The 16,031-nt window shown below is 60.9% G+C and carries 14 protein-coding genes; 4 read left to right on the top strand and 10 right to left on the bottom strand.

What is annotated here, in order from left to right:
• Positions 1 to 244: 244 nt before the first annotated feature.
• From B0E42_RS11380 to B0E42_RS11370, 3 genes are all read right to left on the bottom strand, one after another.
• Positions 245 to 1,771: a SulP family inorganic anion transporter gene (locus tag B0E42_RS11380; protein WP_077506395.1), complete on the bottom strand. Its 1,527-nt coding sequence runs from the start codon at positions 1,769 to 1,771 to the stop codon at positions 245 to 247.
• 88 nt (positions 1,772 to 1,859) lie between these two features.
• A complete protein-coding gene (locus B0E42_RS11375) occupies positions 1,860 to 2,591 on the bottom strand; it encodes a carbonic anhydrase (RefSeq protein ID WP_018600861.1) in 732 nt (243 codons plus the stop codon).
• Positions 2,592 to 2,795: 204 nt separating this feature from the next.
• Positions 2,796 to 3,854 carry a PA0069 family radical SAM protein gene (locus B0E42_RS11370; protein ID WP_018600860.1) on the bottom strand — a complete coding sequence of 353 codons (1,059 nt, stop codon included), beginning with the start codon at positions 3,852 to 3,854 and terminating at the stop codon, positions 2,796 to 2,798.
• Between the two features lie 175 nt (positions 3,855 to 4,029).
• Here B0E42_RS11370 and B0E42_RS11365 point away from each other — a divergent pair, with 175 nt between their 5' ends.
• On the top strand, positions 4,030 to 4,710 hold the full coding sequence (locus B0E42_RS11365) for a dual specificity protein phosphatase family protein (protein ID WP_077506394.1): 681 nt from the start codon (positions 4,030 to 4,032) through the stop codon (positions 4,708 to 4,710).
• On the opposite strand, the gene B0E42_RS11360 is transcribed toward B0E42_RS11365, so the two are convergent.
• From B0E42_RS11360 to prlC, 3 genes are all read right to left on the bottom strand, one after another.
• Positions 4,686 to 6,701 carry a M3 family metallopeptidase gene (locus tag B0E42_RS11360; protein ID WP_077506393.1) on the bottom strand — a complete coding sequence of 672 codons (2,016 nt, stop codon included), beginning with the start codon at positions 6,699 to 6,701 and terminating at the stop codon, positions 4,686 to 4,688. The two genes, B0E42_RS11365 and B0E42_RS11360, sit on opposite strands and share 25 nt — an antisense overlap.
• Before the next feature lie 116 nt (positions 6,702 to 6,817).
• The gene (locus tag B0E42_RS11355; protein ID WP_018600854.1) at positions 6,818 to 7,096 is read right to left on the bottom strand and encodes a YheV family putative zinc ribbon protein; all 279 of its coding nucleotides are present in this window, start codon (positions 7,094 to 7,096) and stop codon (positions 6,818 to 6,820) included.
• Entirely contained in the window at positions 7,093 to 9,171 is a 2,079-nt protein-coding gene (gene prlC / locus B0E42_RS11350; protein WP_162843732.1) for an oligopeptidase A, read from the bottom strand. The genes B0E42_RS11355 and prlC overlap by 4 nt, the downstream gene beginning before the upstream one ends.
• A gap of 72 nt (positions 9,172 to 9,243) precedes the next feature.
• Here prlC and B0E42_RS11345 point away from each other — a divergent pair, with 72 nt between their 5' ends.
• The 3 genes from B0E42_RS11345 to B0E42_RS30070 all read left to right on the top strand — a co-directional run bounded on the left by B0E42_RS11345 (position 9,244) and on the right by B0E42_RS30070 (position 11,243).
• Positions 9,244 to 9,789, top strand: coding sequence for a gamma carbonic anhydrase family protein (locus tag B0E42_RS11345; protein WP_024617709.1), 546 nt, complete (start codon positions 9,244 to 9,246; stop codon positions 9,787 to 9,789).
• A 212-nt stretch (positions 9,790 to 10,001) separates the two neighbouring features.
• Positions 10,002 to 10,652 carry an HAD family hydrolase gene (locus B0E42_RS11340; RefSeq protein ID WP_077506392.1) on the top strand — a complete coding sequence of 217 codons (651 nt, stop codon included), beginning with the start codon at positions 10,002 to 10,004 and terminating at the stop codon, positions 10,650 to 10,652.
• 45 nt (positions 10,653 to 10,697) lie between these two features.
• Positions 10,698 to 11,243: a hypothetical protein gene (locus B0E42_RS30070; RefSeq protein ID WP_139353137.1), complete on the top strand. Its 546-nt coding sequence runs from the start codon at positions 10,698 to 10,700 to the stop codon at positions 11,241 to 11,243.
• Positions 11,244 to 11,249: 6 nt separating this feature from the next.
• Here B0E42_RS30070 and B0E42_RS11335 read toward each other — a convergent pair whose 3' ends face one another.
• The 4 genes from B0E42_RS11335 to B0E42_RS11320 all read right to left on the bottom strand — a co-directional run bounded on the left by B0E42_RS11335 (position 11,250) and on the right by B0E42_RS11320 (position 15,670).
• A complete protein-coding gene (locus tag B0E42_RS11335; RefSeq protein WP_077506391.1) occupies positions 11,250 to 11,708 on the bottom strand; it encodes a transposase in 459 nt (152 codons plus the stop codon).
• 166 nt (positions 11,709 to 11,874) lie between these two features.
• Positions 11,875 to 12,867 (bottom strand): AraC family transcriptional regulator, encoded by a 993-nt coding sequence (locus B0E42_RS11330; RefSeq protein ID WP_077506390.1) that lies wholly within the window; start codon positions 12,865 to 12,867, stop codon positions 11,875 to 11,877.
• A 218-nt stretch (positions 12,868 to 13,085) separates the two neighbouring features.
• A complete protein-coding gene (locus B0E42_RS11325; RefSeq protein ID WP_077506389.1) occupies positions 13,086 to 14,090 on the bottom strand; it encodes an asparaginase in 1,005 nt (334 codons plus the stop codon).
• Between the two features lie 128 nt (positions 14,091 to 14,218).
• Positions 14,219 to 15,670, bottom strand: a complete 1,452-nt coding sequence (locus tag B0E42_RS11320; RefSeq protein ID WP_053177453.1) for a sodium:alanine symporter family protein — start codon at positions 15,668 to 15,670, stop codon at positions 14,219 to 14,221.
• Positions 15,671 to 16,031: the final 361 nt, after the last annotated feature.

Here is a 16,031-nt window from a genome sequence, read left to right as displayed (position 1 = left end):
GAGCACAAGGTCGGCAGCCTCGCGCTTGAATTCAGGAGTAAAGGAGCGGCGTTGTTTGGTCATCTGACACCTCGATCTGGCGAGCATTCTCGCCTAAATGGGTGTCCGGTTTCATTAGACCACTACATGTCCAGCACCAGTCCCTTGTGGGAGCGAGCCTGCTCGCGATAGCGGTTGGACATTCAACATTTATGTCGACTGATCCACCGCAATCGCGAGCAGGCTCGCTCCCACAGGGGCAGGGTTAACCGGTCGCTGCGCCAACCCCTACGGTGGTACGCAACCGCCCTTCCAACCGGCGTTTGAGTCCGCGGGATTCGATCAGCAGCTTCGAACCCTTGCTGGCATTCGCCCGGCCCCATTCTTCCAGCAGCTCCAGGCACGAGTGATCGATGTAGCTCAGGTTATTGAGCGGCACATGCACGGTCGCGCCCGTCGGTATGGTGCCCAGCACCTGGGTCAACGCGGGCACCTTGAGGAAGGTGGCCGCGCCGACCAGGCGCAGTTCCATCTCGCCTTCCTGGGGCAGGTCGATCAGGCTGATTTTCAGCCGCGAGGCTTTCCAGGCCAGTTTCGCCAGGGTCAGGCCGAAGCCGATCAGCACACCGGTCAGCAGGTCGGTGAAGATGATCGCCAACGCCGTGGCGGCGTAGGTGAACATCGGCATCCGGCCATAGCGGCCCAGGCTGCGAAACGCCTTGAGGTCCACCAGTTTGAAGCCGGTGTACACCAACACCCCCGCCAGGCTCGCCACCGGAATGCTTTGCAGCACGCTGGACAGCAACAGCACGAAGAGCAACAACCACAGGCCGTGGAAAATCGTCGACATCCGCGTGGTGGCCCCGGCCTGGACGTTGGCCGAGCTGCGCACGATCACCCCGGTCATCGGCAGGGCGCCGAGCAGGCCGCAGAGCATGTTGCCGATCCCTTGCGCCGACAGTTCGCGGTCGAAGTCCGCACGCTCACCGCTGTGCATGCGATCCACGGCGGCTGCCGATAGCAGGGTTTCGGCACTGGCGATGAAGGCGACCGCGAAAGCGGCGACCAGCAGCGTCGGGTCGGCCAGGTTCAGCAGGTCTGCCGGGCGCAGCCAATCAATGGCTTCGGCGAGGTTTTCCGGGACTTCCACCCGTTTGACCTGCAAGGCCAGCAGCAGGCTGGCGATGGTCGCCAGGCCAACGCCCAGCAAGGCACCGGGAACGAAGCGCAGGCTGTGGGGGCGAAACTTTTCCCACAGCCACATCACCGCAATCGTAGACAGACCGAGCAGGCCGGCCTGCCAACCGAAGGACGGCAAGGCCTGGGCCACCGCCGCCGGGAATGCCGCCAGGTTATCCAGCCCCGACGGCTTGGGCGCCGCGTCGAGCATCACATGGACCTGGGACAACACGATCAGCACGCCGATACCCGCGAGCATCCCGTACACCACCGCAGGCGCGGTGACCCGGAACCAGCAACCCAGGCGAAAACGCCCGGCCAACAATTGCAGCAGACCGGCCAGCAGCAGGATCGGCCCGAGCATGGCCACGCCATGCTGGCGCACCAATTCGAAGACCAACACCGCCAACCCGGCGGCCGGGCCACTGACTTGCAGCTTGGAACCGGCCAGGAAACCCACTACCAGGCCACCGATGATGCCGGTGATCAGGCCTTTGGCCGGTGGCAGGCCGGACGCGATGGAAATGCCCATGCACAAGGGCAGCGCCACCAGGAACACAACCACCGAAGCCAATAGCTCCCGTGGCAGAACAGCTTTTAATTGAGCACGCATGGCGACTCTCCCGAAGTTTTCTTCAGGCATGGCGAGGCCCTACCGCGCAAATGGCGGCAAGGCTTGAACCACACAAGTTTAGGAGTGGTTAGAAGCGCGCTTTGGGCGTCGCCACCGGTATCGGATGGCTGCCATCGAGCGGCAGGAAACGTCCCTGGTCCGCGTCATAGGCTTTGATCTCGCTGGTCTCGATGTTGTACACCCAGCCATGGATGAACAACTGACCATTGGCCATGCGCGATGCGACCGAGGGATGCGTTCGCAAATGCTGCAACTGCGCGATCACGTTCTCTTCGGTGAGGATCGACATGGTCTGTTTTTCGTCGCCACACGGACAGTTGTCGTGGACCATGGTCTTGGCCACTTCGGCGTGGCGCAGCCAGGCTTTTACCGTGGGCATTTTTTCCAGGGTGTCGGGGTTGAGCACGGCACGCATGGCGCCGCAATCGGAATGGCCGCAAACGATGATGTGCTGCACGCCGAGGGCCAGCACGGCGTATTCGATGGCGGTGGAGACGCCGCCGTTCATTTGCCCATAAGGTGGCACGACGTTGCCGACGTTACGGGTCACGAACAGGTCGCCGGGGGAGCTATGGGTGATCAACTCGGGCACGATGCGCGAATCGGCGCAGGTGATGAACATCGCCCGGGGCGTCTGGGCGGTGGCGAGTTTCTTGAAGAGTTCTTCCTGTTGCGGAAAGATCTCGTGATGGAAATGCAAAAAGCCGTCAACAATATGCTGCAGCGCTGCATCGGCGGTTTCCGCCTGGGGTTGGGCTGAAGCCGACGCAGCCAACGGCTGTTTATCCTTGTCACTCATGATTCATCCTCTTTTTGACGGTATGACGCCAGTGGCTGGTTAAAAACATCCAGGTCGACATGTCCGACCCATCAGTCACTCGCTGAACAAGGTAGCGGCCGAAACTTAACTCAAACTGAAATCGAAGGCTCTAGAACAATGATTACAGGGGTGGCAAAACACTGGCGCAGCTCATGCCCAGCGCTGTTCCAAGGTCAACTTTAATCAAATCAAAGACATCTGTCGGCCCGGCGGACAGAAGGCATCGCAATCAAGATGGTATCCGTCGCGACGCTCAAGCCCCAAGCGCTTGAGGGCCTTGGCGAAACGCTGGGCCAGCAGGTCGGCGAACGGGCCTTCGCCGCGCATCCGCGCACCGAAACGGCTGTCATACAGTTCGCCACCGCGGCTCTGGCGCACCAGGCTCAGCACGTGGGCGGCGCGTTGCGGGTAGTGCGCCTGCAACCACTCCTCGAACAGCGGCGCAACTTCCAGCGGCAGGCGCAGCATGACGTAGGCGGCATTCTGCGCGCCGGCGGCGTGGGCTTCGGCCAGCAGGCTCTCGATCTCGCTGTCATTGATCATCGGGATCATCGGTGCACACAGCACCCCCACGGCAATGCCCGCCTCGCGCATGACCTTGATCGCCCGCAACCGCGCCTTGGGCGCCGCCGCGCGGGGTTCGAGAATACGCTTGAGCTCATCGTCCAGGGTGGTGAGGCTGATCATCACATGCACCAGGCGCTGTTGCGCCAGCTCGGTCAGCAGGTCCAGGTCGCGCAGGATCAGCGAACCCTTGGTGACGATGGTCACCGGATGCCTATAGCGCAGCAGCACCTCGAGAATCCGCCGGGTGATCCGTTGCTCGCGTTCGATAGGCTGATAGGGGTCGGTGTTGGAACCCAGCGCGATCGGCGCGCATTGATAGCCGCGCCGGGACAATTGCGCTTCCAGCACATCGGCGGCATTGGTCTTGGCGATTAGCTTCGTTTCGAAATCCAGCCCCGGCGACAGGTCCCAATAGGCATGGCTGGGCCGCGCATAGCAGTAGATGCAGCCGTGTTCGCAGCCTCGGTACGGGTTGATCGAGCGGTCGAAGGGGATATCGGACGAGGTGTTGCGGGTAATGATGGTCTTGGCCATTTCGATGCGCACTTCGGTGCCCTGGGTCGGCGGGACTTCCTGGTACCAGCCGTCATCTTCGGCCACCGAGCGATTCGGGGCGAAGCGGTTATGCGGGTTGGTCGCGGTGCCGCGGCCGCGAGGCGGAAGAGAAGCTGACATGGGAGCACTCCGAAAGCTGTATGTGCATACAGTATTCTTTGCATTCGATTAAGGCCAGTGCCATTCGGCAGCCCGAATCCTCGATCATCGTTCACAACGCTTTGACGTTCTCCTCACAGGCTTTTAACCGCAGCGAGCCGAAACTGTTGGTTCCTTCGTTTTCGGTCGTCCGTGCATGCTCAAGCTCTGTTCCCGTTCACTGCTGTGCCTGGCCTTGCTCATCGGGCTGGCCGGGGCCTGCGCCCAAGCGGCCGACTCCACGCAGGTGAGGCCCGCTGAATGGGCGCAGCCGGTGGAAAAGGCCTACAACCTCTACCAGATGTCACCGACGCTCTACCGCAGCGCCCTGCCGGACGGCGCAGCGCAGCCCTTGCTGAGCAAGCTGAGGATCGGCACGGTCATCAACTTTCTGCCGGAGTCGGACAATCGCTGGCTGTCCACCCCCGGCATTGAGCAAGTGCAGTTGCCCTATCGCACCAATCATGTCGATGACAGCGACATCCTCAGGGCTTTGCGCGCCGTTCAGGTGGCCGAAGCCAAGGGGCCGGTGCTGATGCACTGCAAGCATGGCTCGGACCGCACCGGGCTGGTCGCCGCCATGTACCGGGTGGTGGTGCAGGGTTGGAGCAAAGAGGATGCCTTGAACGAAATGACCGAAGGGGGCTTCGGTGACAGCCATCACTTCAAGGACGGCGTGCGCTACATGATGCAGGCCGATGTCGACAAACTCCGCGTGGCGCTGGCGAATGGCGATTGCAGCACCAGCGTCTTTGCCCTTTGCTCCCTGGAAAGTTGGGTCAATTCAACGACCCCGGCGCGTCACCTTGACCCTCAAGCGCTGGTTCCGGCGCGGTGATCGGTTGCGTGTAAAAAAGCATCGATGGACGTCGATAGAGGCCGTGAATCGCCCCACTCGAATATCGTTTCACGCAACACCCTGCCGGTTTCCCTATCGAATAAGCCGTTGCGCTTGAATCGTTCGAATACGGCCCTGGCCAGGCTCGTGGACCAAAGGTAGGTATAAATCCCGGCGGCGTAGCCTGTGACCATGTAATCCAGGCCATTGGGCCAGCGTTCGTGCATGAACACCGGTAAGTGGCCTACTTTTGCACGCACGTGCTCGAATACTTGCTGGGCGGTACGACCGTCACCGTGGCTGTGGTGCAGTTCCATGTCGAATAACGCATCGCGTATCTGCCCCGCAATGCCCCAACTGGTTTGGGTCTGTAGATAAACCATCAACTGATCGGCGACTTTGTCCGGCAACGGTGCTCCGGTTTGGTGGTGCTTCGATATCCGGATGAGGAATTCTTTGGAGGTGCACCACTGTTCGAACAACACGCCAGCGAATTCGGCCGCGTCCCGGCTGAGCGCGGTGATGCCCGAGACGTCGCGGTATTCAACCCGGCTTAACACATGGTGCAGACAGTGCCCTAATTCGTGGAAGAGCACTCGCAGTTGCTGATAATCCAGCAACAGGGGGCGGGTGCTGGAACCGCGCGGCAACCAGCCATGCAGCACCGCGATGGGATAACGCGGCCGGCCCTCGGCGGTGATGCGGCGGTTTCGCAGGGTAGTGGTATTAGGAAAGCCATTCTGATCCGCATATTCGAAGGGATCGAAATAAAAGTAGCCGAGGGTTTCGCCCCCCTCCCGGACTTCGAAAAGACGCACCTGCCGATGCCAGCTCGTCACGTCCTGGCGCTCGATGAAGTCCACGCCAAACAGATCCGTGGCGATCAGCAGCAACTGGGCAAAAGTCGGTTCCAGTGCGAACCAGGCGCTGACGTCCTGCTCCGAGATACCGGCCGTTTGCCGACGAAGTTTTTCTGCCAGGTACTGCACATTCCAGGGCGTTAATTTGTTGACATGTTGTGTCTTGGCAAACGCCTCCAGTTGCTTCGCATCTTCGGCAAACACGGTTTCCTGTTGGTCAAGCTGCCCTTGCAAGAACGTCATGACGTCTTCTGGCGACTGCGCTTGCTCTGGCTCGACTGCCATCTGCGCGTAGCTTGAATAGCCCAGCAGTTTGGCGAGTGCATACCGATCCCTGAGCAATTGGCGCAGCACTTCGCCGTTGTCGTAAACCCCGGCCTGGGGCCCTTGATCCGATGCGCGGGTGCTATAGGCAGCGTACATTTGCTTGCGCAAGACAGGATCGTCGGCGTAACGGGTGACGATGCGAAACGACTCGTCGTTGAGGGTCAGCAGCCAGCCTGTGCCGCCCTTTTCACGGGCTTGCTCGGCCATGAGCTGCTTGAAGGATGACGGCAGGCCACTCAATTGGGTTTCATCATGGAGTATTTTGCTCCACGCTTTGTTCGCTGCGTGCAAGTGCTCAAGGAACAAGGTCTGGGCGCCTTGGATACGTAGCTTCAGGTCATTGAGCTTCTCCGGTGACGGCGATCCCATTCCATTCTGGCGCAACCGCCGCAGGATTTTCGCCAGCGTTCGTTTTCGCACGGGGGAAAAATGCAGGCCGACCTGGCTGTTCGCCAAGCGTTGGTAAAGCTGAAACAGTTCGGGATGTTGCATCAGCGATCGCTGGAAATCTTGCAGCCGTTGTTGGCAATCGTCCGAAACCTGCTCCCAGGCATCGTCAGTCCTGGTCGATGCCATGAGTTCCAATACAAAGCCGAAGCTTCTCAGGCGTGCGTGGATTTCATCCATCGCCAACACCAGGTCATCCCACGTAGGGTACGGTGTCTGGGTCTTGATGATCTCGGCGACTTTGGCAAGGCTTTCGGCAATGATCTGGTCTAGCGCGGGAGAGAAGTGTTCGACGCGGATGTTTGAAAAAGGTGGCAGGACATAGGCCTGCAAGAGGGGATCATAAGGGCGGTACATGGAGGCTTCCTGTCAGTCTGGACGTGTCAGGCCAGTCTGATGAGGAATGCATGAGGCGCTGCGGTACATATGTAACGCTTCCGGGCCGGGCGGCCCGGAAGGTGATGCCAAAGATGTCAGTCGGTTTTTTTCTTCAGCTTCGGGTTGGGGAAAAACTGCACCGCCTGAACCTTGGCGTCCGGCGCCTTGAGCGCCGAGGTATTGACCCGGGTGCCCAATTCCTTGGGCACCGACAGGCCTTGCTCGTTGAGTGTGTCGGAATAACCGCAGGCCACACATTCACGGTGCGGCACGCCGTCTTCGTTCCACATCATCAACTTGTCCGGCTCGCTGCAGGCCGGGCAGACCGCCCCGGCGATAAAGCGTCGCTTGGTAATCACAGGTCCCTCGCTCATGCTGCCGCGTCCTCGGTCAGGCCGCTGTGGCGCAAGAGTGCGTCAATCGACGGCTCACGGCCACGGAAGTCGACGAACAGCACCATCGGCTCCTGCGAGCCGCCACGGGCCAGGATCGCCTCACGGAAGGCACGTCCGGTGTCGGCGTTGAGCACGCCGTCCTCTTCGAACTTGGAGAAGGCGTCGGCCGACAACACTTCCGCCCATTTGTAGCTGTAGTAGCCCGCCGCATAACCGCCGGCGAAGATGTGGGCGAAGCTGTTGGGGAAGCGGTTGTAGGCCGGTGGACGCATGACCGACACTTCGTCGCGCACGCCTTCGAGCACTTGCAGCACGCTGCGGCCATCGCCGTGGGTGGCGTGCAGCTCGAAGTCGAACAGCGAGAACTCCAGTTGGCGGACCATCATCAGGCCGGACTGGAAGTTTTTCGCCGCGAGCATTTTCTCCAGCAGGTCCTGGGGCAGCGGCTCGCCGGTTTCGTAGTGGCCGGAAATCAGCGCCAGGCCTTCAGGCTCCCAGCACCAGTTTTCCATGAACTGGCTCGGCAGCTCCACGGCATCCCAGGCCACGCCGTTGATGCCGGACACGCCGGCGTGTTCGACGCGGGTCAGCAGGTGGTGCAGGCCATGGCCGAATTCGTGGAACAGGGTGGTGACTTCATCGTGGGTCAGCAGCGCCGGCTTGCCGCTGTCCGCCGGGGTGAAGTTGCACACCAGGTTGGCGACCGGGCTTTGCAGGACGCCTTCGAAGGTGCGACGACGGTCGCGGGCGCCATCCATCCAGGCACCGCCACGCTTGTTGGCGCGGGCGTAGAGGTCGAAGAAGAAGCGGCCGACGTGCTGGCCGTTTTCCTTGATTTCGAACAGGCGCACGTCCGGGTGCCAGCTGTCGAAGCCTTTCAGTTCGGCGATCTCGATGCCATAGAGGCGCTGCACGATGGCGAACAGGCCGCCCAGTACCTTGTCGATCGGGAAGTACGCACGCAGGGCTTCCTGGGCCACGCTGTAACGCTGCTGGCGCAGTTTTTCACCGTAGAAACCGCTGTCCCAGCTTTGCAGGTCGGGGCAGCCCTGTTCGGCGGCGAAGGCTTTGAGCTGCTCCAGGTCCAGGGCGGCGAACGGCTTGCTGCGCTTGGCCAGGTCGCGCAGGAAACTGAGGACCTGATCGCTGGATTCGGCCATCTTGGTCGCCAGGCTCAACTCGGCGAAGTTGGCGAAGCCGAGCAATTGGGCCAGTTCCTGACGCAGGTCGAGGATCTGTTCCATCACCGGGCCGTTGTCGTTCTGGCCGGCATTCGGGCCCTGGTCCGACGCACGCGTGCAGTAGGCGGCGTAGACTTCTTCACGCAGGGCGCGGTCTTCGGCGTAGGTCATCACCGCGTAATAGCTGGGGAATTCCAGGTTGATCAGCCAGCCGTCCAGCTCCTTGGCCTGGGCGGCCGCGGCCATTTGCGCCTTGGCCGAGTCGGTCAGGCCGGCGAGGGCGGCCTCAAAGGTGACGTGCTTGGTCCAGGCCTGGGTCGCGTCCAGCAGTTGATTGGAGAAGCGGCTGCCCAGTTCGGACAGTTTGCTCTGCACTTCGGCGTAGCGCTTCTGCTGCTCGGGTGGCAGGTCGATGCCCGACAGGCGGAAGTCACGCAGGGAATGTTCCAGGATGGTTTTCTGCGCCACGTCGAAACCCGCGGCTTCAGGGCTGCTCGCCAGGGCTTCGAAGGCCTGGAACAGCTCGCGGTTCTGGCCCAGCTCGGTGGAGTAGGCACTCAGCGCCGGCAGGCAGGCCTCGTAGGCTTCGCGCAGTTCGGGGCTGTTGCGCACGGCGTTCAGATGACTGACCGGGCTCCAGGCGGCGCCCAGGCGATCATTGAGCTCGTCCATCGCCAACACCAGGCCGGCCCAGGTAGGCTGCTGGACTTGGGTCTTGAGGAGCTCGGCGATGGCAGCACGGTTGTCAGCCAGGATCTGCTCGATGGCCGGTTGCACGTGCTCGGCACGGATCGCCGAGAATGGCGGCAGGTCATAGGGCTGCAAAAGAGGGTTGTTCACGCTCACGGTCGACACCTTGGCTGGAAGAAACATGGGCCCATCTTAATTACAATCGACGTTCACCGCAGCTAGCAGCGCCTATCACCGGATAAGAGAGAGCCTATCGTGACCCTTCGCACGTACCAGAACCACAGCCCGCGGCTAGCCCGTGGCGCTTTTGTCGACAGCACCGCGGTGGTGATCGGCGACGTCGAAATCGGCGAAGACAGCTCCGTCTGGCCGCTGACGGTCATTCGTGGCGACATGCACCGCATCCGTATCGGTGCGCGTACCAGCGTCCAGGATGGTTGCGTGCTGCACATCACCCACGCCGGGCCGTTCAATCCCGAGGGTTTCCCGTTGCTGATCGGCGACGACGTGACCATCGCCCACAAGGTCATGCTCCATGGCTGCTCCGTGGGCAGCCGGATCCTGATCGGCATGGGCAGCATCGTCATGGACGGCGCGGTGGTCGAAGATGATGTGATCATCGGTGCCGGCAGCCTGGTACCGCCGGGCAAGCGCCTGGAAAGCGGCTTTTTATATGTGGGCAGCCCGGTGAAGCAGGCCCGGCCGCTGACGGACAAGGAGCGCGCGTTTTTCACCTACAGCGCGGCGAACTACGTGAAGCTCAAGGACCTGCATCTGGCTGAAGGCTACGACCAGCCCTGAATCGCCTACCTAAGATGTCGAATGAACCATTGTGGCGAGGGGATTTATCCCCGCTGGGCTGCGTAGCAGCCCCAAACCCTGCCACCGCAGTGTGCCAAGTTTGTTACATTCAGTTTTTTGGGGGCTGCTGCGCAGCCCAGCGGGGATAAATCCCCTCGCCACAGTTTCATTCAAGCCTGTTGAGTGAACTTCATGATCACCCAGGAACTGCAATGCATTACCAGACTGTACTCTTCGACCTCGATGGCACCCTCACCGACCCTCGCGAGGGCATCACCCGTTCGATCCAGTTCGCCTTGAGCAAACTGGGCATCGACGAACCCGACCTGACCCGCCTCGAGCATTTCATCGGCCCACCGCTGCTGCAGGCCTTCATGCAGTTTTACGACTTCGATGAAGCGAAGGCCTGGGAGGCGGTGAATTTCTATCGCGAACGCTTCAAGGTCACCGGCCTATACGAAAATCGCGTCTTCGATGGCGTGATGCCACTGCTGGAAACCTTGGGCGGCCAAGGGCGCCAGTTGTACATCGCCACCTCCAAACCCTGGATCTTCGCCCGGGAAATCGCCCGCCACTTCGACTTCGCCCGGTACTTCAAGGTGATCTACGGCAGCGAACTGGACGGCACCCGCACCAACAAAGTCGAGCTGATCGCCCACCTGCTGGCCGAAGAAGGCCTCGACCCGGCCAACACCCTGATGATCGGCGACCGCAAGCACGACCTGATCGGCGCCCACCGCAATGGCCTGGATGCGGCAGCGGTGGGGTATGGGTTTGGCAGCCATGAAGAACTCAGCGCCGAGGGCCCGGCGTATCATTTCCAAACATTGGATGAGTTGCACCAGGCGTTTTTGCGGGGTTAGTCATATTGCCATCGCGGGCAAGCCATGCTCCCACAGGACCGCGCCTTGAATGCCATGGGGGCAAGGCTGCTCCCCAAAAAGCAGCATCTGGAGTACCTGTGGGAGCAGGCCCCCCAAAAGGCAGCATTTGGAATGCCTGTGGAAGCAGGTTTGCTCCCCCCAAAGGCAGCATTTGGAATACCTGTGGAAGCAGGTTTGCTCCTCCCAAAGGCAGCATTTGGAATGCCTGTGGAAGCAGGTTTGCTCCCCCCAAAGGCAGCATTTGGAATGCCTGTGGAAGCAGGTTTGCTCCCCCCAAAGGCAGCATTTGGAATGCCTGTGGAAGCAGGTTTGCTCCCCCGAAAGGCAGCATTTGGAATGCCTGTGGAAGCAGGTTTACTCCTCCCAAAGGCAGCATTTGGAATGCCTGTGGAAGCAGGTTTACTCCTCCCAAAGGCAGCATTTGGAATACCTGTGGAAGCGGGTTTACTCCTCCCAAAGGCAGCATTTGGAATGCCTGTGGAAGCAGGTTTGCTCCCCCCAAAAGCAGCATTTGGAATACCAGTGGGAGCAAGGCTTGCCCGCGATGAGGCCATCATGGGCGCAGCTTGAATCGCATCAGATCCAGATCGCGTCCCACAATGGGTAGTCCCCAATTTTTGTAACTAAACCGGCTCGCAGCGGGTTTGCCACGATATATCGAGCGACTGTTTGCAGATCTTCCTCCTTGCGAATGGCCCGGTCATGAAATCCCTCCTGCCAAAGCGATCCTTCCCGCTGCATCAATCGATTGAAGACAACCGTGGTCCGAGACTTTGTTCGCGCGATCAGCTTGGAGAGTTCTATACCCTGCAATTCGATCAGCCAGTGAAAATGGTCTGGCATCACCACCCAGGCCAACGAATGGGCAAATTGTTCTTCCTGAGCCTTTCGGAAGGCATCGACTACTAAGCGTCCGGTCTCGAAGCGGCCAAAAAACGGCTCGCGGTCGTGCGTATTCACGGTCAGTAAATAGATTTGTCCGGACTGCGAATAACGTCCGGAACGCAACTGTTGGGAATGAGGCAGTGTTGTCACAAGTGATCATCCTTAATCTGTCCTTTAGTTCAAGGCTAGGACAGCAGGAGTAGATCCGACTTGGAATGTTGGAGCAGGATGTGTCTGGTCTGACGCCATCGCGGGCAAGCCTTGCTCCCACAGGGATTAGATGTCGTCCATGCAAGCGGCGACTCCCAGGAAGGGGTCAGGCCCTGAACTGGCTTGGCGCCACGCCGCTCCAGCGCACGAAGGCGTGGCGGAAGCTGGCGGTTTCGCTGAAGCCCAGTCGTTCGGCGATTCGATAGATTGGCAATTGGTCCTCGCAGAGCATCTGCTTGGCCCGTTCGAAGCGCAGTTCGTCCAGCAGTTCCTGGTAGCTGCAGCCCAGGTCCTTGAGGTGCCGGCGCAAGGTGCGCGCCGAACAGTTCATCTGTTCGGCCAGGCCTTCCAGCCCGGGTGCGGCGTCCAGTTGGGCGTCGAGCAACTGGCGGATCCGCCCCAGCCAGGCCTGGCGTCCGGTGAACTCGGTGTTTTGCCGGCGGCAACGTTCGGCCATGGCGTGATGGGTGATGGGGTCGGCCAGGGGCAAGGGTTGTTCGAGCCAGTGGCGCTCGAAGGCGAACGCATTATCGTCGCTGTCAAAGCGCACCGGGCAGTCGAAGGGCGCGGTGTAGCGTACCTGGTAGTCGGGCGCCGGATGTTCGAAGCGTGCCGCACGCAAGGGCAGTGCATGACCAAGGAGGTCGTTACAGATGACCTTCAGCGAAACCATGCAGAACTCGGCATTGAACACCGCCAGGGCCGGGTTCTCCCGATAATCGCTGGCGCTGAACCAGATGTACTGGCCGTCATCGTCCAGGTTCAGTTCGAAGAGTGTTCCCAATAGCGCCGGATAGCGCCGCGCCAGGCGCAAGGCGTCACCCAAGGTGGCACTGGTGAGCAGGGCATAACCGAGCATGCCGTAGGACGAAACGTGCATGCGCCGGCCCAGTTCCAGGCCGATGTCGCGCTTGAGGGCCACGGCGTTGGCGCAGACTTGCATCTCCTGGTTGGTGGTGATGCGCGTATCGGCCCGGCTCAGGTCCGCCGCGCTGATGCCGCTGCCGGCCAGCAATGCCTCACTGGACAGCCCTTGGCTCTTGAAGGTGCTCAGTACCAGGGAGACGGCGTTGAGGGTGGTGAGGTGGGAATGAAGCATGTCCGTTTCCAGCCTGGGGGAGGTTGGAAACGGAGCAAGTTATATGCCGGATGAAAATCGAAGGTTCAACACAACCTCTAATGTGGGATTAACCTGTGGGAGCAAAGCTGCTCGCGAAGAGCGATGACGCGACCTTACAGTTGATCCGTGTCGCCTGCATCGCGAGCAAGCTTTGCTCCCACAAGTGCCCCCTCCCACAGGTTTTGCAGTGTCTAAGCTCAGCTCAGCTCGCCACACAGGTCCAGCTCTACCAGCCGCCGAACCTCATCCACTGGCAGCCCTGCGCCAATCAAGGCCTGCAACTTGCCGAACGCGGCCTCGCGGGTCATGCCGCCGCCGGACAGCACGCCAACGCCACGCAAGCGGCTACCGGCTTCATAGACATCCAGCTCGACGCCACCTTCATGGCATTGGGTCACCGCCACCACCACCACGCCCCTGTCCCGCGCCCGCTCGAGGCTGGCGAGGAAGGCCGGGTTGTCGCTCGGCCCGGTGCCGCTGCCGTAGCATTCCAGCACCAGGCCCTGGATGCCGCTGCCCAGCAGGCCGTCCAGGATCTGCGCGCTGATGCCGGGAAACAGCGGCAGCGCCGCGATGTTCGCCAGTTGCTTGGGCTGGTTGTAATTCAACTGCGCCGGCAGCGAGGAGGCTTTGACGCCGCCACCCTGGCGTTCCAGGCGCTTGAACGGGTGACGACCAAAGCTGCGCACTTTCGCGCAACGGGTTGGCGCCAGCAGCTCACCGTGGAAGTACAGGTGCACGCCCGGCGCCAGACCCTGGCCAAGGGCGACCAGCGCGCCGCTGAGGTTTTCCCAGGCGTCGCTGTCGGTCACGCCGGCGGGCAGCATCGAGCCGGTGAAGCAGACTCGCGCATGCAGGCCCAACAGTTGGAAGCTCATCGCTGCGGCGCTGTAGGCCAGGGTGTCGGTGCCGTGCAGGATCAGGATGCTGTCGCAACCCTGCACGTCCACGGCATCGACCACGGCTTCGCGCAGTTGCTGCCAATAGGCCGGGGTCATGTTGGCGCTGTCGATCAGCGGCGACATTTCCCGGAAACGCCATTGCGGGACGACGAGTTCGGGTTGGCTGCGCAGGTAATCGCGCATCCGCGCTTCGAAACCGGATGCCGGGGCCAGGCCGTGGGCGCTGGCCTGCATGCCGATGGTTCCACCGGTGTAGAGCACCATGACGTGCTGCGCGGCAGGATAGGTCGAGGAATTCATGGGGGTTCTCCGAGGACGAAAACGGCAGCTCTACTTCGCTGCCACAACATAAGGCCGAGCATGACGCCGACCTTAGGCTGTGTCACGCCGGGCGCAGGGGATGCGCCCGGTTTTTTGCTTGTTACCGATCAGCGTTGCGCTGCGGCCACGCCAGCAGTCTCGGCGTCAGGTTTGGCGACCGGTGCCGACGGGGTGGCTGGCCATGCGTTGCGGTCCAGGTCCAGGTCCGGGAACTTGCTGGAGTCGAAGACTGGAACCTTGATGCCGGCCGCACGCTGGTCATCGTAGTCACGCAGGATGCGCATGCCGACCTTGAACAGCAGGAACAGCGCGATCAGGTTCACGAACGCCAGCAGGGTCATGGTGATGTCTGCGAAGGCGAACACGGTACCCAGGTTTTCGATGGCACCCCAGAAGATCAATACCAGCACCAGGGCGCGATAGCCGATCAGCACCTTGCGGTTTTCACCGACCATGAAGCGCAGATTGTTTTCACCCAGGTAGTAGTTGTAGAGGATCGAGGTGAACACGAACAACGACAGGGCCACGGAGATGAAAATCCGACCCCAGTCACCGACCACGGCGGCCAGGGAGTTCTGGGTCAGAGCAATGCCGTCGCCTTCGAAGCCAGGGGTGTAGAAGCCCGACAACAGGATCAGCAGCGCGGTGCAGGTGCAGATCACGAAGGTGTCCAGGAACACGCTGAACGCCTGGACCACACCCTGTGCTACCGGATGCTCGACCGAGGCTACGGCGGCCACGTTAGGCGCACTGCCCAGGCCGGCTTCGTTGGCGAATACGCCACGCTTGACGCCCATGATGATGGCGCTGCCGATCAGACCGCCAAAGGCTTGATCCAGGCCGAACGCACTTCTGACAATAGTCGCCAGCATGTCCGGTACGTGTTCGAACTGCAGCACGATCACGTAGAGAGTTACGCCTATGTACGCCAGGGTTTTGACCGGTACCAGCAGGTCGGCCACCTTGGCGATGCGCTTGATCCCGCCAATGAACACCAGGCCCAGCAATACCGCCAGGGCCAGGCCGGTGTAGGTGGTGTCAAAGCCGAAAGCGTTGTTCAGGGAGTGGGTCACGGCGTGGGCTTGCAGGCCGTTGAAGGCGAAGCCGAAGGTGATCAGCAGCAGGAACGCCATGATCATGCCCAACCAGCGTTTCTGCAGGCCGTGCTGGATGTAGTAGGACGGGCCGCCACGGTACTGGCCTTCGGAGTCGCAGCGCTTGTAGAGCTGGCCGAGGGAGCATTCGAAGAAGCTGCTGGACATACCGACCAGGGCAGTCACCCACATCCAGAACACCGCACCAGGACCACCCAGGGTCACGGCGATGCCGACACCGGCGATGTTGCCCGCGCCGACACGGCCAGCCAGGCTGAGCATCAGGGCCTGGAAGGAACTGAGTTGGTCAGTGCTGCTTTTCAGGCTGTCACGGAACACCGTGAACATGTGAAAGAAATGACGGAACTGCACGAAACGCGAGCGGATCGTGAAGTAGCCACCGAGCCCGACAATGAGCACGATCAGCACTTTCCCTGAAAGGAAGTCGTTGATGACTTCGAGCATGAGTATTCCTCGCTGTTTTTTGTTTAAGCAAATGCTGGCCATTTGAAATGTCGCGTTACATCGGTCGGCGCGCGGCACGACAGGTGAGGCAATGTTTCGTCCTGGTCCATTTTTGCGGGTTGTTATTAGTTCGGTTTTCGCATGTTTAAGGATCTCGCTGCAGACGATCACTCATGCGAAGAGGGGCGGCACTATACCTATCAGCGCGGTGCCCGTCTGCACAGTTGTGGTGCATCCGACGAAACGAATCCTTTGAAACACCTGGCCTTTCGGTCAGGTTATTGTGGGGGCAAGCCTGCTCGCGTTGGCTGGCGACGCGGTTTACTACGGGCAGCACGTCGTTGTTTATCGCGAGTAGGTT

The sequence above is a fragment of the Pseudomonas sp. A25(2017) genome (genome assembly GCF_002001065.1).
GTDB classification, from domain to species: domain Bacteria; phylum Pseudomonadota; class Gammaproteobacteria; order Pseudomonadales; family Pseudomonadaceae; genus Aquipseudomonas; species Aquipseudomonas kilonensis.
Note: the sequence above shows the minus strand (reverse complement) of the source record. Positions and strands in the feature narration are given on the sequence as shown.